This is a genomic window from Micropruina sp., from assembly GCF_047602085.1.
Lineage (GTDB): Bacteria > Actinomycetota > Actinomycetes > Propionibacteriales > Propionibacteriaceae > Micropruina.
Window position 1 is genome coordinate 441,549 of record NZ_JASGID010000005.1, and the last position, 17,512, is coordinate 459,060.

Here is a 17,512-nt window from a genome sequence, read left to right on the forward strand (position 1 = left end):
GTGGTCACGATTGGGGGGCGGAGTAGTTCGGGGCCTCGATGGTCATCTGAATGTCGTGCGGGTGTGACTCGCGCAGGCCGGCCGAGGTGATCCGCACGAACCGGCCCTTCGCGTGCAGCTCCTCGACGGTGGCGGCCCCGGTGTAGAACATCGACTGCCGCAGCCCGCCGACCAGTTGGTAGGCCACCGCCGACAACGGGCCACGGTAGGCCACCTGGCCCTCGATGCCCTCGGGAATCAGCTTGTCGTCGGCGCTGACATCGCCTTGAAAGTAGCGGTCCTTGCTGTAGGACGCCCGTCGCCCGCGCGCGGCCATGGCACCCAGCGAACCCATGCCCCGGTACGACTTGTACTGCTTGCCGTTGATGAACACCAGTTCGCCGGGGCTCTCGTCGCAGCCGGCCAGCAGCGAGCCGAGCATCACCGTGTCGGCGCCGGCCACCAACGCCTTGGCGATGTCGCCGGAGTACTGCAGGCCGCCGTCGCCGATCACCGGCACCCCGGCCGGACGGCAGGCGCGGGCCACGTCGTGGATGGCGGTGACCTGTGGCACGCCGACCCCGGCCACCACCCGGGTGGTGCAGATCGAGCCGGGCCCGACCCCAACCTTGACGCCGTCGGCGCCGGCGTCGACCAGGGCTGCGGCGCCCGCATAGGTGGCCACGTTGCCGCCGATGATGTCGACGTGAGCCGCGGCCGGTTCGGCCTTCAGCCGGGCGATCATGTCGAGCACTCCGGTGGAGTGGCCGTGCGCGGTGTCGACCACGATGGCGTCCACACCAGCCTCGACCAGCAGCATCGCCCGCTGCCACGAGTCGCCGAAGAAGCCGACGGCGGCACCGACCCGCAGCCGGCCCTGATCATCCTTGGACGACAGCGGGTACTTGTCGGACTTCACGTAGTCCTTGAGCGTGATCAGCCCGCGCAGCGTGCCGTCGGTGTCGACCAGCGGCAGCTTCTCGATCTTGTGCCGGGCCAGCAGCCGCAACGCCTCTTCGCTGCTGATGCCGGGCCAGCCGGTAACCAGCGGCATCGGCGTCATCACGTCGCTGACCCGGCGGCGCGGGTCGTCCTCGAAACGCATATCGCGGTTGGTCACGATGCCGAGCAGCTTGCCCGCGCCGTCGACCACCGGGACGCCCGAGATGCGGAACTGGCCACACAATTCGTCGACCTCGCCAATGGTGCGATCGGCGGTGATCGTGATCGGCTGGTCGACCATGCCGGCCTCGGAGCGTTTCACCCGGTCGACCTGGGACGCCTGCTCGTCGGCCGGCATATTGCGGTGCAGGATGCCCATGCCGCCCTCGCGGGCCATCGCGATGGCCATTCGGGCCTCGGTGACGGTGTCCATGGCCGCGCTGAGCAGCGGAAGGTTCAGCCTGATCCGTTTCGACACCTGGGTGGCCGTGTCGGCCGCCGAGGGAATCACGTCGCTGGCGTTGGGCTGCAGCAACACGTCGTCGAAAGTGAGCCCGAGCGTTGCGAACGGCGCCGGTACGCCGGCCGGAGTCAGATCGGCAGAGGACATCAAGGCACCACTTCCTTCGCGCGGGAGAGGTCAGTCTATGCGTGCCCGCCCGGCGCGCCCGCGCCGTCCAGCCTGCCGGCGGGGTTCAGCCCAGGGCGGACAACGCCTCGGCCAGCCGTGGGTGGGTGAACGTGAAGCCCTCGTCGAGCAACCGTCGCGGCTGAACCCGGGTGCCGCTGAGCAGCGCCTCGTCGACCAGTTCGGAGCCGAGCACCAGCCTCAGCCCGGGCAGCGGCATCGGAACCAGTGCCGGGCGCTGCAGTGAACCCGCGAAGGCCTCGGTGAAGGCGGCGTTGGTGACCGGGTTGGGAGCGGTCAGGTTGACCGGGCCGGTGAGCGTCGAAGTGAGCAGGTGGGCGACGGCCCGGGTGTAGTCGGCGAGGTGAATCCACGACACGAACTGCCGTCCCGAGCCGATGCGTCCACCCAGGCCGAGCTGAAAGAGCAGCCGCTGCTTGCCCAGAAAGCCGCCGTGCTCGCTGAGCACGTGCCCGGTGCGCAGGTAGGCCGTCGGCACCGGGGCGGCGTGCGCGGCCCGCTCCCAGTCGGCCACCAGCCGCGCCAGAAAGCCCCCGCCCTGGCCGGTGGCCTCGTCGATCATGGTTTCGCCGGTGTTGCCGTAGAAGCCGATGGCCGAGCCGTTCAGCAGTCGGCGGCAGCGACCGCCGGGCTGCAGCGCCGCGGCGATCGTGGTGGTCGGATTCAGCCGGGAGGAGCGCAGCTCGCTCTTGCGCTGATCGTTCCAGCGGGCATCGGCGATGCCGGCGCCGCAGAAGTTGATCACCGCGTCGACGTCGGTCAGGCCGGGGGCATCGATACGGCCCTCATCGGGGCTCCAGCGACGCTCGTCGCGATTCTCGGCCGGACGCCGCACCAGAGCCAACACCTGGTGACCAAGGCCGCGTAGGTGGGCCACCGTGGCACTGCCCAGCAGCCCTGACGCCCCGGCGATTGCGATACGCACCAAGCCAGCCTAGTCGGGCAGCGGACGCCTCCCTGGCTCAGCCGAGTGGGGTGGGCCGCTCGGCCCGCGCCACCCAGATCGCGTAGCAGGCCACCCCGGCTAGCAACCCCACCGCCAGCGAGGGCAGCACCCGCCAGTTGTACAGGTTGTTCACGCAATAGGCGATCAGGTAGCCGATGGTGACGAACACCACCCAGCGGCAGGCCGTCCGGCCCAGCGGCACAAGCGCGAGCAGCGCCAGGCTCAGCCCCACGTACCAGGGGTGCAGGGCCTGCCCGATGAACAACACCAGCAACGAACCCCACGCCGTCACCTCGAGCGGACGCTCCGGACGGCTCAGTAGCAGCGCCGCCAGCCCGGCCGCGGCCAGGCAGGCGATCAGGGTGTTCGCCGCGTGGGTGAGGTCACTGCCGGTGAACGCCAGCGCGTCACCGAGGGCAACCGACACCGTCATGGTGCGGGCCCGGCCCATCTGCGACAGCCAGTTCGTCCAGCCGAAGCCCAGGCCAGTGGCCAACGAGACCGCCACGAAGGTGGCCAACGCCACGACTGTGGCGACCGCGGTGCGCCAGCCCAGCACGGCGATGCGCTGCAGCCGGGGCAGCCCGGCCAGCGCAGCGGCCACCGGCAGCCCGGCAGCCGCGATCACCGCCAGCCCGGCCTGCTGTTTCAGCGCCATGGCCAGGCCGATCACTATCGGCGCCAACACCAGGCTGGCCGAGACCCGCGGCACCCGCTGCACGCTCAGCCACACCGCCAGCACCACGACGCCGGTCATCAAGGTGTCGTTGTGCGCCCCGCCGATCAGGTGCACGATCACGATCGGGTTGAGAACGCCGAGCCAGACCGCCCAGTTCCGGTCGGTTCCCAACCGTTCGGCCAGCCGCGGCACGAAGGTCGCCAGCAAGGCGACCCCGAGCACCGCGGGCAGTCGCTGCGCGATCACCCCCCAGTAAGGGTGCATGCCGCCCAGGTGCACCATCAGCCGGTTGATCTCCAGCGCGAGCGGCGGGTACGCCACCCCGTTGCCGGCCCAGAACTCGTCCACGAAAGGTTGGAAGGGGCCGCCGAAACTGCCCAGCACGTCGACGTACGGATTGCCGCCGTTGGCCATGATCCAGCCCAGATCGGCATAGAGGAACGGGTCGCCGCTCATCACCGGCGGCACCACCAGCAACGGGGCGGCCCACAGCAGCCACAGCCACGACGGCAGCTCACGTCCCGGACGTGGCAGCAGCGCCAGCCAGCCGACGCACAACAGCAGGCACCCCGCCAGCACCAACAAGGTGCCGGTGTTGCGGTCGATGGCTTGGGCGAGCACGGCGATCGGGCCTACCCCCCAGCCGTCCGGATTGAACGAGAAGTCGTTGCTGCAGGCCCCGATGCCGACCAGCAGCGACCCCGCCAGGCCCGCCCAGACACCGGTCTGGCGCCAGATCGGCAGGGGCATGAGTGAGGCTTTCGTCGTCGGTTGGGTGCGGGTCGATACTACGGGTGCAGTGCGCACCGAAAACGCCGCCGCGAGGCACCCGGGGCACCTGCTTGCCTGTGCAGCGGTACGCCCCGGCCTGCTCGCCGGCTCGCCATCGTCATGGCACCGAGTGCCAGACCACGGTCTGCACGGCGTTCCACACCACGAAGCCGAGCATCAAGGCGGTGGTCCAGCCGAACTGACGGCGACTCAGCGGCACCAGCGCCAGCAGCGCGAACGACCAGGGCAGGTACCACGGGTGCATCGACTGGCCCAGGGTGCTGACCGCCAGCGACCCCCACGCCACCGCGCTGAGCGGACGGTCGGCGAACCGGATCACCAGCCAGGCCAGCACCAGCAGCGTGACCAGGGTCGAGACCGCACCGATCGCCGTCAGCCAACCGGTGGGGTCGCCGCCGAGTCGGTCGATCAGCCGCTCCCCCAACTGGGCGAGCACCGAGAACGGTGCCGCGGTGCCGGCCTTGCCCATCAGCGACAGCCATCGCGTCCACCCGAAACCCAAGCCGCTGGCCAGCGACACCGCCACGAAAGCCGCGCCGGCCACTGCGGTACCGACCAGCGTGCGGCGAGCCAGCAGCAACACTCGGCGCACCGGAGGCGATACGGCGAGCTGGGCCGCCACCGGCAGCCCGGCGGCCGCGATCACCGCGAGACCGGCCTGCGGTTTCAACGCCATCGCCACACCGATCACGGCGGGGCCGGCGAGCAGGCTCCAGGCCCAGTGCGGGCCACGCAAAGCCACCCACACCCCGAGCAGGGCGACGGCCAGCATCAGCGCGTCGTTATGCGCTCCCCCGACGAAGTGCACGATCACCAGCGGATTCGCCACGCCCCACCACACGGCGCGGTCGGGGTCGGCGCCCAAGCGCACAGCCAACCGCGGCACCAGCCACGCCACCAGCACCAGCGCGGCCAGCACCGGCACTCGCATCAAGACAATGCCGAGGTAGCTGGCGAAGCCGCTGAACTGCACCACCGCGGCGTTGACGAGAAGGGACAGCGGCGGGTAGGCGACACCGCTACCCGCCCAGAGCGGATCGACGTGCAGCGCGTAGGGCCCACCGGCCCCGGTGAGCCCGACCAGGTAGGGGTTCTGCCCCTGGCTGACGATCCAGCCCAGGTCGGCGTACAGCACCGCGTCGGCCGAGAGCACCGGAGGGACCAGCAGCAGCGGCAGGCTCCACAGCGCCATCGCCGCCAGCGCCCGTCGCCGGGAGGGCGTCGGTGGCGAACCGGAGGCCGGCGCAGCCCCCGAATCGACGGGCCGCAGCAGCCACCAGGCGGCTACCAGCAGCACGACCCCGGCGACGATCGCGAACCGGTTCACGGGCAGCGGTAGCGCCAGCCCGACGGCGTTGACGATCGGGGACGGCCAGCCGTCGGGACCGTGGGCGAACTCAGGGTGGCAACTGCCCCACCCGATCAGCACAGTGCCGACAACGCCGATCGCCGCTGGGGCGAGGCCGTAGCGCCGCCGGCTGAGAAGGTCGGGGACGGCGGGCACCCGCTCATGGTACTGACCGATCGGCAGCGCCCGGCTGGTAAACGGTGCCGTCGAAGAGCAGTTGGCTTTTCCTTCGACGAGCCTGTCGAGGCCCGCGTGGCGACGATTTTCGATGGGCCTGGCCCCCACTAGGGAAACGCTGGTCCTTCGCTGGTCGAGCCTGTCGAGACCTCAGACGGAGTGCTCTGACTAGGGGTTTCGACTAGCTCAACCGGCGGTGGACGCCTTGATCAGCACGTCCTCAAGAGATTCCGCCCGGCCCTGGAATGCCGAGGGGTTCGATGCGACTACCCCTAGGCTTCGCCCATGAGTTCAACGATCGAGTGCGTCACGACGTTATTCGACGAGGCGACGGTGGTCGTCCCGGCCCCCGGTTCCGGGCCCGGCAACTGGTCCGGCGCACCCGCGGCACTCTACGCCGACGGCGCCTATTGGCTGACCTATCGGGTGCGGCGTCCGCTCACCGCCGGACGGGGCGTCGCCACCGTGGTGGCCCGATCAGCCGACGGGTTCGCTTTCGAGACGGTCGCCGAGGTGCATCGCGAAGCCTTCGGCGCCGAGTCGTTCGAACGCCCCGCGCTGGTGCACCTGCCCGGCGGCGGCTGGCGGCTGTACGTGTCGTGCGCCACCCCCGGCTCCAAGCACTGGTGGGTCGAGGCGATCGACGCCGACACCCTCGAGCAACTGCCCACCGGACGGCGCACGGTGGTGCTTCCGGGCAGCAGCACCGTGGCTGTGAAAGACCCCGTGATCGTCACCGACGGCACCGCCTGGCACCTGTGGCTGTGCTGTCACCCACTCGACGTAGCAGGAGCCGAGGACCGGATGACCACTCGCTACCTGACCAGCACCGACGGGCTGACCTGGACCGATCACGGCCTGGCACTCGCGCCGTCCGGTACCGGCTGGGACGCCCGCGGCACCCGGGTGACCGCGGTGCTGTCGCTCGACCCGCTGGTGGTGCTCTACGACGGACGCCCCGACGCCGAGTCGAACTGGTTCGAGCGCACGGGCAGGGCACGGGCGGCCGGCGCCGGCGGCCGGCTGGAGCCGGTCGACGACGGGCCGATCGCGTGCTCCCCCGCCTCGGACGGCGCGCTGCGCTATGCCACAGCCGTGCAGGGCCCAGACGGACTCACCAGGCTCTACTTCGAAGCAGCGCGGCCCGACGGCGCCCACGACCTGATGGTCGCGCCCTGGCCCGGCTGAGGAAACGCGGCCGAACTCAACCGGTACGGCCTGCGAACGAGCCGGCGCTCAAGTCGGCACGCCAGTCGTCGAACGACCGTCCGGTGACCGATTCGAGCAGGTCGATGTCGTCGGCGAATTGCTGCACGAGCCGAGCCCGGGTCGCCTGGTCCAAGGTGGGCCGGGCCTTCGCCCCACGGGACTGCATCAGCGACGTCAATGGTTCGCTGGCCCGGCGCCACACCTGGGGCGGAAACCACGCCCCGGCCGCGGCACCGGCCCGAATCACCGTTGACAGCACCGTGGTGGACAAGCCCGCCCCCACGTAGCTACGGGAGTTCTCCCGCGGGATGGTCTGCACCAGCCCGCTTTCCAGGCCGAGGAAGCCGACCACCCGGTCGAGCAACCCGGCCGGGTCTTCGACCAACTCCCGGTACCTGACCAGCAGAATGCGGTCGGGGTCCACATGGTTGTACAGGTCCTGGAGCTGGTGGCCGTAGAAGCCCTGCCTGCGGTAGTGCCAAAACGGCGCCCAACCCTTCGCGATTCGCTCACTCTCCAGGTTGAACGCGGTTTCGAAATCGGCCACGGGCTCCAGGCCGTCCGACCACAGGTGCATCCAGTTCGAGTAGGCCCGATCGACGGGGTCGCGAATCACCGCGATCAGCTTGACCTCGGGCAGTTCCTCGGCGATCCTCCGCCGGGCGTTGCGCAAATACAGGTAGAATGGCGTGCTCTCGATGCGCAGTTGGTCGTCTGTGGCGGGAGCGAAGAGCGCGTCGTACTCTTCACGCCGCCAGATCCACTCCTGCTGGCTGTGCGCATCCCCCGGCCCGTTGTAGGCCGGCGGCGGGGCGTCGGCGCACAGGTAGTACTTCGGCTCTTTGGGCGTGGTGGTGAACACCTGAGGGTGCCGGGCCAGCGCGGCGTGCAGGGCACTGGTACCGGCCTTGGGAGCACCGATCAGCAAGGCGTCCGGACGGGGGCTGCGAGCTGCCATGTCGAAACGGTAGGCGGCGCCGCGGCCGTCCGGCGCCGGTCTCGACATATAACCTACAAAATTACTAGGGAAATGCTTGGTCCATCGCTGGGCGAGCCTGTCGAGACCGCAGGCGAGGCACTCTCACTAGGGGTTTCGACAGGCTCAACCCACGGTGGGCACTGATCAGTACTTCTCCAGGAACACTCGGCCAGGCGTGGAGCCGAGATACACCGAACCCCCCGCCCAGCAGGACGGGGGGTTCGGCGCGATTCGAGCGCGGACGCTCAGTGGTTGTGTCCGTCGTCGTCGGACTCCTCCGGCTTCTCGACCACCAAAGTTTCGGTGGTGAGCAGCAGAGCGGCGATCGACGCGGCGTTGGCCAGTGCCGAGCGGGTGACCTTGACCGGGTCGATGACGCCGGCGGCCAGCAGGTCGCCGTACTCGCCGGTGGCCGCGTTGTAGCCCTGGCCGGCCGGCAGCTCCTGCACCTTCGACACGATCACGTAACCCGGCTCGCCACCGTTCTCGGCGATCCAGCGCAGCGGCTCGACCACCGACTTGGCCACGATCTGCACACCGGCGAGCTCATCACCGGTCTTGCCCAGGCCGTCGGCCAGCACAGCAGCGGCGTGCACGAGGGCGCTGCCGCCACCGGCGACGATGCCCTCTTCGATGGCCGCCCGAGTAGCCGAGACGGCGTCCTCGATGCGGTGCTTCTTCTCTTTGAGCTCCACCTCGGTGGCCGCTCCGACCTTGATCACGCAGACGCCGCCGGCGAGCTTGGCGACCCGCTCCTGCAGCTTCTCACGGTCCCAGTCCGAATCGGTGCGGGCGATCTCGGCCTGTAGCTGGGCCACCCGGCCCTTGACCTCTTCGGCCGAGCCGGCGCCGTCGACGATGGTGGTGTTGTCCTTGGTCACCACGATGCGGCGGGCACGGCCCAGCACGTCGAGACCGACCTGGTCGAGCTTCAGCCCAACCTCAGGAGAGACCACCTTGCCGCCGGTGAGAATCGCGATGTCTTCGAGCATCGCCTTGCGCCGGTCACCGAAGGCCGGGGCCTTCACCGCGACCGACGTGAAGGTGCCGCGAATCTTGTTCACCACCAGGGTCGACAGGGCTTCGCCGTCGACATCTTCGGCCACGATGAACAGGGTGCCACCGGCGCCGATCACCTTCTCGAGCAGCGGCAGCAGGTCGTTCATCGACGACACCTTGCCCTGATTGATCAGGATGTAGGGGTCTTCGAGCACCGCCTCCATGCGCTCGGGGTCGGTCACGAAGTACGGCGACAGGTAGCCCTTGTCGAACTGCATACCCTCGGTGAACTCGAGTTCGGTGCCGAACGTGTTGGACTCGTCGACGGTGATCACACCATCCTTGCCGACCTTGTCGAAGGCGTCGGCGATGAGCCGGCCGATCTCGGAGTCACGCGCCGAGATGGTGGCCACGTTGGCCATGTCGTCGGTGTCGTCGACCTCGCGAGACAGCTCACGCAGCTTGTCGCTGACGGCCTCGACGGCCGCCTCGATGCCACGCTTGAGGCCCACCGGGTTGGCACCGGACGCCACCGCGCGCAGCCCCTGGTGCACCAGGGCCTGGGCGAGCACGGTTGCGGTGGTGGTGCCGTCACCGGCGACATCGTTGGTCTTGGTGGCGACCTCCTTGGCCAGTTGGGCGCCGAGGTTCTCGTACGGATCGGTGAGCTCGACCTCTTTGGCGACGGTCACGCCGTCGTTGGTGATGGTCGGAGCGCCCCACTTCTTGTCGAGCACCACGTAGCGGCCCTTGGGGCCGAGCGTCACCTTCACGGTGTTGGCGAGGACGTCCACGCCACGCTCGAGCGAGCGTCGCGCATCCTCGTCGAACTGAAGGATCTTGGGCATGATCTGACGGTTCCTTACTTGGAGACGACGGCGAGAATGTCGCGGGCGTTCAGGAGCAGGTACTCCGTGCCCTCGTACTTGACCTCGGTGCCGCCGTACTTGGAGAAGATCACGACGTCACCCTCGGCGACGTCGAGCGGAACGCGGTTGCCGTTGTCGTCGATGCGGCCGGGGCCGGTCGCAACGACCTTGCCCTCCTGCGGCTTCTCTTTGGCGGTGTCGGGAATCACCAGGCCCGAGGCGGTGGTCTGCTCGGCCTCGAGAGGCTGGACGAGAATACGGTCCTCGAGCGGCTTGATCGTGACTGCCACGTCAAAACCCTTTCTTGTGCTGGGCACGCGGCCCATTGCTGTCGGTTTCGGGAGCCGGGGCGTCGTCGCGGGTGCCGCCTGCGGCCGTTCGCACTCTCGGCGTGAGAGTGCTAACACTGAATCTATCGCGGGGTTAGCACTCGTTCAACCCGAGTGCCAACGATTCACGTGCAGAACCGACCCGCGCGAGCCGGCGATCACGACTGTCGACCCACCCTCAGGCGGCAGATGCGCGAGCCCGCAGATCAGAACCGCCACGCTCGATGGCGTCGAGAGCAACCAGCAGCGCACTGCGGCTCTCATCGAGACGCCGGGCGGTGGCTGCCGCGGCCAGAGCGGTCAGCGCCTCGCGCTGCCAGCCCTCGAAGCGCCGCAGAAAACCGCTCAGACTCAGGCTGAGCGGGAGGATCTCATGGGCGGCCACCCGCGGCAGATAGCTGCGCCCGACCAGATCTCGGACGTTGCCGAGGGCCGACTGCAGGTCCTGGGCGGGATCATCCGCCGAGCCGTGCACCGCAACCACCCGAAAGGCGTCACCGATGCCCGCGGGCAAGGAGTTGGCGATCGCCCAGGCGTCGGTCGCGAGCGAGGCGGAATTATCCAAATTATATTGGTCACTCATACAAATATGGTAGGTCGCCGCCCCCTCCGCGACCAAGCTCTGCGCTATGGGTCAGCTATGTTCATCAACCTTTCACCTACCCCGGCCCCACTCTTTCAAGTCGATGGATGATCAAACCGCTTAATGAACTGTCTAGACTCGTGCCGTGCCCGATCACGACCGCGCTGCCCTGCTGCACACCCTGGTCACCCTCGTTCGCCAGGTGGGCTGGGCATCAGAGCGGGTCGGCCACGGCTTCGCGTCGAATCAGGGCCTCCACCCCACCGACCTGCGCGCGCTCACCGCCATCTACGCCGCCGACCTGGCCACAACGCCACTCACGCTTCGCGAGCTGGCCGCCCAGCTCGACGTCACCCCGGCCGCGGTCACCTATGCCGTTGATCGGCTGACCTCCGCCGGGCACGTCCGGCGCGAGCGCGGCACCCGCGATCGTCGCACCGTGGTACTGCGCTTCGGGGAGCACGGCCACCAGGTGGCACACGAATTCTTCACCCCGCTGGGCGAACTGCACACCAACGCACTGGCTGACTTTTCCGATGCCGAACTCGATGCCTGCGCCCGCGTACTGAGTGTGGTGAATGCGGCTCTGGAGCGGTTCGACCGTGACCTGCGGACTTCGAGTCAAGCCGAGAGAGCGAACCCATGAAAGGCACTCGTCGCACCTGGGCCGTAGCCATCGGGCTCTACCTGCTGGGCATCTTCATGGGAGCGATAGACACCGGAATCGTCACGCCGGCGCGCACCATCATCGCCGACGACCTGGGCGTCGACGAGCAACTGGGTATCTGGATGATCACCGTCTACACGCTGTCGTACGCGGCGGCAATTCCGGTGCTGGGCAAATTGGCCGACCGGCTGGGCCGCAAGCCCGTCTACCTCACCGCGATCACGCTCTTCGGCATCGGCTCGCTGCTGTGCGGACTGTCCCAGGACGTTGGCAGCTTCGGCATGCTGATCGCCGCGCGGGCGATCCAGGCGGTCGGCGGCGGCGGCATCTTGCCCATCGCCACTGCCGAGATCGGCACCGAGGTGCCCCCCGAACGACGCGGCATGGCGCTGGGTCTGGTGGGTGCGGTGTTCGGCATCGCGAACCTACTCGGAGCATCGGCGGGCAGCCTGATCCTCGATCTGGCCGGTACCACCAACTGGCAGTGGATCTTCTACGTCAACGTGCCGATCGCGGCGCTGATCGTGGTCGGCGGGCTGGTGCTGCTGCCCGACCATCGCGAAACCACGGTGGCGCCGCTCGATCTGGTCGGCACCGCACTGCTCGTGGCGATGATCATGAGCCTGCTGTACGGCCTGACCAACGTCGACTTCTTCGACCTGGCCGGCAGCCTGACCTCAACCGAGGTCTACCCGTTTCTACTCGCCTTCGTGCTGTTGCTGCCGGTGTTCGTGCTGGCCGAACGCCGGGCCGCTGACCCGGTGCTGAACCTGCGCTATTTCACCGAGGCCCCGATCGCGCTCACCCTGGCCGCTTCGTTCCTGTCGGGGTTCATTCTGATGGGCGTGGTGTTCGTGCCCCAACTGGCCGAGAATGCCCTACAACTACCCAGCGGCTCCGGCGGCTACCTGGTGATCATTCTCGGGCTCGCCTCAGGGGTGGGTGCTCCACTGTCCGGACGACTGACCGATACGTTCGGCCCCAAGCGAGTGCTGGCCCTGGGCGCCGGCGTGTCGGCGCTGGCCGCGGTGAGCGTGATCGCCTGGGTGATTCCCCAACCCGGCTACCCCAGCGTGATCGTCACCCTGGTGTTGATCGGCCTGGGCCTCGGCTGCGTGATCGGTTCACCGCTCAACTACCTGATGCTGAGCCTCACTCCGCCGCACCAATCGAACTCGGCACTGGGCACCTTGTCGCTGGTGCGCTCGATCGGCACCACACTGGCCCCGGCCATCATGGTCGGCTTTCTGGCCCATGCCGGCGGCCTGGTGCAGGCCCGGCTGACGGCCGAACTGCCCTCGACGATCACTGCGCCGCAGTTGCCCTACGCCGCGACTCTGCAGGCCAGATTCGCCAAGTGGCGGGCCGACGACCGGTTCGCCGAGGCCCTCGACACAGTGGAGTTCCCCGATCTGGCCACCGCCACCACGATCGAGGTGAACACCGACAGCGGCGGCACCCTGCCCGACGACCTGGTCACCGTGCTGAAGAACGCCGACGTCACCACGATCGTCGACGCCACCAAGACCGTGGCGAGATACCTGTTCGCCGAACAGACCCCCGCCGTGGTGGCCGATATTCAACACGGCGTGACAACGGGCATCGACCGGCTCGGCACCGTCGACGACACGCTGGCCAGCAGCAGCGCCACGCTCAGCTCGAAGATCTCAACGATGAACGCCGGGCTGGCCGGCATGCGCACCGCGCTGAATCGCATGGACCGCTCCACAGCCTCGATGAGCACTGCGATCGGCAAGCAGACCACGGCGATCGCCGGCATGACCAGGGGCGTTGACGGCATGACCACGGCGATCGCAGGCCTGAACCGGGCTCGGGCCGGGCAGGCCAAGGCTGTCGCGGGCATCACCAAGGCGCTGGCCGGGCTGCGCCGGGCGATCGCCGGGGTCGACGCTGCGCTGGCCGGCATCGATGCCGGCCTGGCCGGCCTCGATCAGGCACTGGCCGAGCAACGGGCACAACTGGCCGAACTGGAGGCCACACCCGACCCCACGCTCGAGCCACAGATCGAGGCGTTGCAAGCTTCCATTGCGGCGCTCATGGCCGAACATGTCACCTTGGCGGCCAAACGATCCTCGACGGCGGCCAAGCTCGCCAGCCTGCAGGCACAGCAGCAGGCCTTGGCCGCGAAACGAACGGCGCTGGTGCGGGCCCGCGCGTCCCTCACCGCCAAACGTGACGGCGTGATCGCCAAACGGTCAACGCTCAGGGCCCAGCGTGCACAACTGACGGCCGCCCGGGCCACCCTGATCAGCGGGCGCGACCAGGTGCTGGCCGCACGGGCGAAGCTGGCCGCCTCACGCGCCAAGCTGGCCACGGCTCGCAGCAAGCTGGCGACAGCACGCCACGAGGTCGACCAGGCGCGCCGCGAGGTGGCGACGACGGTGCACGAGCTCACGGTGCTGCACGACGCCGTGCCGAGCGCGTTCGAACAGGCTCTGACCGATTACCTGGCCGACATCGACACCCGCGCGCCGGCGCTGCGGCAGGCTTTTCAGAGCACGCTCAACGAGGGATTCCGTGACCTGTACCTGCTGTACGGCGCGGCCTGCCTGATGCTGCTGGCACTGTTGCCGCTGATTCGGGTGCCGCTGATTCGGGTGTCTGCATCGACACCGTCGTCCGACTCATCTGCGACCGTGGCCTGAAATCCGTGCCCTGAAATGTTGGACGACACAGTGGTTCCGGCCAGCTCGCGGCCCTAGGCCTCGCGGCTAAGCTGACGCCATGTCTGCTGATCCGAATTGGCTCGATGCCCGACTGGGCCCCCTCGAAGTGGTGGCCATCGTGCTGCCCAGTACCGGTGTCGCTTCCGCCTGGGACACCCTTCTCACCGCCGTCGACGCCCACCTGCTGCGCGTGCTCGACCTCGAACTGGTGCGCGTCGGCGACACCGGCGTCGAACTGGTGAAGGGCGACGACCTGAGCAACCTGTTGCCGCCCGATCTGATCGGCGCGTCCAGTGACCTGCTCACCTCTGACGACGTGCGAGCCCTGTCTGACGATCTCGAACCCGGCAGCCTGACGGCTGTGCTGGTGGTCGAGCACCTGACCCTGCTGAACGTGCTGAGCGACTTCGCCAACGCCGGGTCAGAGATCATCATGGGCGGCGTCCTCGCCGAAGACGAACTGGACGAACTACTCGAAGAAACGGAGTCCTGACATGGCGCTGTTCAAGACGGCAGCGAAGGTGGCGGTCGCCACATCGGTGCACGGCAAGGTGCGTCGCCGCCAAGACAACCGCTGGGCGGCCGAAGACCAGGCCCGGGCCGCGGCCGCCCAGGCCGCACCGCCGGTGCAGCAGTACGCGCCTGCACCGCCGGTGCAGCAGTACGCGCCCCCGCCACCCGTGCCCGCCCCGGCGGCAGCGCCCAGCGACGACGTGATGCAGCGCCGAATCGCCCAGCTCACGCAACTCGCCGAGCTGCGCACGGCAGGCATTCTCAGCGACGCCGAGTTCGAGGCCCAGAAGGCAGTGATCCTGGCCAGCTAGCCAGCCGCAGCGCTGATCAATCGCTTGTCGAGGCAAGCGCTGATATTTCGCTGGTCGAGCTTGTCGAGACCTCGGTCATCACGCAGTGGCAAGGGTGTTCGACAAGCTCAACCAGCGATGGGCGCATTGATCGGTGCTTCCCTATGTCGCTGGTCGAGCCTGTCGAGACCCAATTGTGTCGCTCCGACACGGGGTCTCGACAGGCTCGGCTTTTGTCCAGCCCGACCGACGGCTCAGTTCTCGCGCACGATCATCGCCAGGCCGCCGAACGGCGGCAGCGTGACTGAGAAGCCGCCCAGGTCGTCCACGTTGTCGACCTTGCGGCGGGTGGAAAGGTCGAACACCCGGCCGGCCGGGATCGACTCCGACTGCACCCGGGCGGTGATCTTGTCGGGCCCGAAGTTGAGCGCCGTGACCTGCACCGCCCCCACGTAGAGCCGGTTGACCATCACCAGCAGTTCTTTGGTGGGTACCTCGGGAACATCGAGCAAGCTGCCGGAGAAGATGCCATGCCGCTTGCGCACCTTGAGAATCGCCGCCAATCGCGACACGAACGACTTGGGGTCGGCGAGTTGCTCGGGCAGCGACCCGTACAGCACCCGGGCCCGCGGCATGCCCGAGGCGGACCTCTCGGCGTCCGGCGCCCAGCCCATCAGGTCGTAGGCCCCGCGTTCGAGCCAGCGCGTGTCGCCCGAGGCGATCAGGCTCTGCACCTGCGACCGGTCCAGGGGCAGCGCGCCGACCAGATCCCACCCCGACAGCGCGAACACCCCCGGCTGCCAGGCGTTGTACATGCACAGCAACAGGTGGGCGTTCTTGATCCGCTCGACCTCGGCCGGGCCGATGGCGTCCAGGTCGTCATAGCCGAGGCTCGCGGCGATCACCGAGGCGGTGGTCGACGCGATGCCGTTCTGGGTGAACACGGCGTTGTAGGGGCCAGCCTCGCCGGTGATCTTCTGCCGCAGCGTCTCGCGCACATACTCGGCCAGGTCGATGCCGGTGTACTCCGTCCCGCCCAGGGTGTACCTGTCGTGGGCATGCCGGGTGGCGAAGTGCACCAGCTCGTAGGTGAGTTCGTCGTGATTCTGCAGAGCATGCACCAACGACGCCTGATCGATGCCGGCGGCCATCGCCTGGCGCAGGGTGAGCCGGAGAAACTCAGTGTCGGTTGTGGCCAGCGCGAAGTGGTAGGCGGGCCGGGTGACGAAGTCGTAAGACAGGTCAGGCCCCACCTTGCCGGTCTCGGCAATGTCGTCGACGGTCAAGTTGAGTTCCTGGAAGGTGAACCCGCCCACCTTGCGCACCATCGACCCGATCAACTGATTCGCCGCCTGCGACAAGGGGTGACCCTCTGACCAGGCCGGCCCAGACGCGTTCTTCTCCACACCCAGAAAGCCGTTGGCGTCGAGCCGCAGCCCGCCCGAGCCCAGGTCGAGCAGTGAGTGCAGGGCGTCCCCGATCACCAGCCGCATGCCGGCGAAGGTGGGGTCGAGCCAGTTGATCGACGGCTGGCCCTCTTTGAAGTAGTGCAGGTACACCCAGCGCCGCAGCGTGCCGGTGTGGTCGTAGACCGGCGGCGTGGCCGACCAGTTGGTCTCTTTGACGCCGGGCTCGTAGAAGATCACCCGCTGCAGTTCGCCGATGATGTAGCCCGCTTCGGCGAGCGCCTGCTCGTGCGAGGGGTCGAGGTTCACCGCGTCGTGACCCTTGGGCACCTCGGGCAGCAGGTGCCACGCCTCGGGCGGAATATCCACCAGGTGGTAGATGCCCGGGTAGTCACCGTAGTTCAGCTCGGCCAGCCTGAAGTCGGCGCCCTTGCCGGTGTGGCCGGGCACGATGTCGTCGATGATGGTGCCGTGGTGCTTGCCGGCCGCCTCACACATGGCGCGGAACTCGTCCTCAGTGCCGAACAGCGGGTCGATCGCCATGCTGATCCGGTCGAAGTGGCCGTCGATGCTGGGGGTGGCGTCCCAGCCGCGAATACCGCCCGCCAGCTTCACCGGCCCGGTGTGCACGGCGTCGATGCCGACCGCCTCGAAGCAGCGCCACAGTTCGTCGTCACCCAGCGCGCCCAGAAACGACTGGTTGGGCGCGGTGATCAACGACAGCGGGTAGGCGGTGAACCAGGCGGAAGCCCGGTCGACAGCGGCCCGCGGGTCGGGGGCCGCGTACGGATTGCTCCACATGGTGTGCTGCCCGGCCAACTGACGGGCCAGCGTGCGAGCGTCGCCCAACATCGACTGCTCCACCAGCCATTCCACATACGCCTTGTTGCGCCCGTCGGGGGCGAACGGCGGTGCACTGATCGCATGCAACGGGTTCTGCCGGCGGCGAGCGGCCGGGCGCAGCTTCTTGGGTCGCGCCGGGTAGAACTGCGCGTCGAACGTCATCTCGGGCATCACGTCGTCGGCGTCGTGTGCGACCTGGTCTTCGGGCTCGACAGTCATGGGCGTCAATCTAGTGCTCTGTCTTGCCGATCTGCGTGCTCCATGCTTCCCTGCTGAAGGTGGCCGACACTCGGCAGCCATCGACGCCGCCTGGCAGCCGGTTCGCCGCCACCCACCCGTAGACCAGCCGGGCCGGCCACCGCACCGGCGGATGGCTCAGCAGCCAGCCCGCTACCCGCCAGATGCCCCCACCGGCTCTCAGTGCCCGGCCAATCGTCTCGGTACCGTGGCGAAACCGTTGGTCGAGCTTGTCGAGACCTGGGACGTACCACGGTGGCACGGTGTCTCGACGTAGCTCAACCAGCGGTGGGCGCGCTTCACTTTCCCGCCCAGCGAGCCGGTCGGCGCACTGCGCACCCCAAGCCCCCATCGCTGCAGCCAGCGGGCACTGCGGGTGCGCGGCCCTC

Annotated in this window: 14 protein-coding genes; 5 read left to right on the forward strand and 9 right to left on the reverse strand. The window is 68.4% G+C overall.

Translation table 11 applies throughout. The annotated features are described in order from the left end of the window. Positions 1–4 precede the first annotated feature (4 nt). The 4 genes from guaB to mptB (QM721_RS11070) form a co-directional block, all read right to left on the reverse strand. Entirely contained in the window at positions 5–1,531 is a 1,527-nt protein-coding gene (gene guaB, locus QM721_RS11055; RefSeq protein WP_415121876.1) for an IMP dehydrogenase, read from the reverse strand. Between the two features lie 85 nt (positions 1,532–1,616). Continuing rightward, complete coding sequence (locus QM721_RS11060) at positions 1,617–2,495, reverse strand: TIGR01777 family oxidoreductase (protein WP_415121877.1); 879 nt, start codon at positions 2,493–2,495, stop codon at positions 1,617–1,619. Positions 2,496–2,532: 37 nt separating this feature from the next. Beyond that, entirely contained in the window at positions 2,533–3,945 is a 1,413-nt protein-coding gene (mptB, locus tag QM721_RS11065) for a polyprenol phosphomannose-dependent alpha 1,6 mannosyltransferase MptB (RefSeq protein ID WP_415121878.1), read from the reverse strand. 139 nt (positions 3,946–4,084) lie between these two features. Next, positions 4,085–5,491, reverse strand: a complete 1,407-nt coding sequence (gene mptB, locus QM721_RS11070) for a polyprenol phosphomannose-dependent alpha 1,6 mannosyltransferase MptB (RefSeq protein ID WP_415121880.1) — start codon at positions 5,489–5,491, stop codon at positions 4,085–4,087. Between the two features lie 306 nt (positions 5,492–5,797). On the opposite strand from mptB (QM721_RS11070), the gene QM721_RS11075 reads away from it, so the two are divergent. After that, positions 5,798–6,700 carry a hypothetical protein gene (locus QM721_RS11075; RefSeq protein ID WP_415121882.1) on the forward strand — a complete coding sequence of 301 codons (903 nt, stop codon included), beginning with the start codon at positions 5,798–5,800 and terminating at the stop codon, positions 6,698–6,700. A gap of 16 nt (positions 6,701–6,716) precedes the next feature. Here QM721_RS11075 and QM721_RS11080 read toward each other — a convergent pair whose 3' ends face one another. The 4 genes from QM721_RS11080 to QM721_RS11095 all read right to left on the reverse strand — a co-directional run bounded on the left by QM721_RS11080 (position 6,717) and on the right by QM721_RS11095 (position 10,480). Further along, positions 6,717–7,679: a sulfotransferase family protein gene (locus tag QM721_RS11080; RefSeq protein WP_415121883.1), complete on the reverse strand. Its 963-nt coding sequence runs from the start codon at positions 7,677–7,679 to the stop codon at positions 6,717–6,719. A gap of 266 nt (positions 7,680–7,945) precedes the next feature. Next, entirely contained in the window at positions 7,946–9,550 is a 1,605-nt protein-coding gene (groL, locus tag QM721_RS11085) for a chaperonin GroEL (RefSeq protein WP_415122086.1), read from the reverse strand. 11 nt (positions 9,551–9,561) lie between these two features. After that, the gene (gene groES / locus QM721_RS11090; RefSeq protein WP_415121885.1) at positions 9,562–9,858 is read right to left on the reverse strand and encodes a co-chaperone GroES; all 297 of its coding nucleotides are present in this window, start codon (positions 9,856–9,858) and stop codon (positions 9,562–9,564) included. A 217-nt stretch (positions 9,859–10,075) separates the two neighbouring features. Beyond that, positions 10,076–10,480: a hypothetical protein gene (locus QM721_RS11095; protein WP_415121886.1), complete on the reverse strand. Its 405-nt coding sequence runs from the start codon at positions 10,478–10,480 to the stop codon at positions 10,076–10,078. A 145-nt stretch (positions 10,481–10,625) separates the two neighbouring features. Here QM721_RS11095 and QM721_RS11100 point away from each other — a divergent pair, with 145 nt between their 5' ends. The 4 genes from QM721_RS11100 to QM721_RS11115 all read left to right on the forward strand — a co-directional run bounded on the left by QM721_RS11100 (position 10,626) and on the right by QM721_RS11115 (position 14,658). Then, complete coding sequence (locus QM721_RS11100) at positions 10,626–11,126, forward strand: MarR family winged helix-turn-helix transcriptional regulator (protein WP_415121887.1); 501 nt, start codon at positions 10,626–10,628, stop codon at positions 11,124–11,126. Beyond that, complete coding sequence (locus QM721_RS11105) at positions 11,123–13,813, forward strand: MFS transporter (RefSeq protein ID WP_415121888.1); 2,691 nt, start codon at positions 11,123–11,125, stop codon at positions 13,811–13,813. The genes QM721_RS11100 and QM721_RS11105 overlap by 4 nt, the downstream gene beginning before the upstream one ends. 79 nt (positions 13,814–13,892) lie before the next feature. Continuing rightward, complete coding sequence (locus QM721_RS11110; protein WP_415121889.1) at positions 13,893–14,327, forward strand: hypothetical protein; 435 nt, start codon at positions 13,893–13,895, stop codon at positions 14,325–14,327. Position 14,328: 1 nt separating this feature from the next. Then, positions 14,329–14,658 (forward strand): SHOCT domain-containing protein, encoded by a 330-nt coding sequence (locus tag QM721_RS11115; protein WP_415121890.1) that lies wholly within the window; start codon positions 14,329–14,331, stop codon positions 14,656–14,658. Positions 14,659–14,891: 233 nt separating this feature from the next. On the opposite strand, the gene treS is transcribed toward QM721_RS11115, so the two are convergent. After that, entirely contained in the window at positions 14,892–17,105 is a 2,214-nt protein-coding gene (gene treS / locus QM721_RS11120; protein WP_415121891.1) for a maltose alpha-D-glucosyltransferase, read from the reverse strand. Between the last annotated feature and the right edge of the window lie 407 nt (positions 17,106–17,512).

Excerpts from the sequence above, each read along its gene's own strand:
- guaB (WP_415121876.1), bottom strand. The coding sequence starts at position 1,531 with ATGTCCTCTGCCGATCTGACTCCGGCCGGCGTACCGGCGCCGTTCGCA.
- mptB (WP_415121878.1), bottom strand. The coding sequence starts at position 3,945 with ATGCCCCTGCCGATCTGGCGCCAGACCGGTGTCTGGGCGGGCCTGGCG.
- QM721_RS11075 (WP_415121882.1), top strand. The coding sequence starts at position 5,798 with ATGAGTTCAACGATCGAGTGCGTCACGACGTTATTCGACGAGGCGACG.
- QM721_RS11080 (WP_415121883.1), bottom strand. The coding sequence starts at position 7,679 with ATGGCAGCTCGCAGCCCCCGTCCGGACGCCTTGCTGATCGGTGCTCCC.
- QM721_RS11095 (WP_415121886.1), bottom strand. The coding sequence starts at position 10,480 with ATGAGTGACCAATATAATTTGGATAATTCCGCCTCGCTCGCGACCGAC.
- QM721_RS11105 (WP_415121888.1), top strand. The coding sequence starts at position 11,123 with ATGAAAGGCACTCGTCGCACCTGGGCCGTAGCCATCGGGCTCTACCTG.
- QM721_RS11110 (WP_415121889.1), top strand. The coding sequence starts at position 13,893 with ATGTCTGCTGATCCGAATTGGCTCGATGCCCGACTGGGCCCCCTCGAA.
- QM721_RS11115 (WP_415121890.1), top strand. The coding sequence starts at position 14,329 with ATGGCGCTGTTCAAGACGGCAGCGAAGGTGGCGGTCGCCACATCGGTG.
- treS (WP_415121891.1), bottom strand. The coding sequence starts at position 17,105 with ATGACTGTCGAGCCCGAAGACCAGGTCGCACACGACGCCGACGACGTG.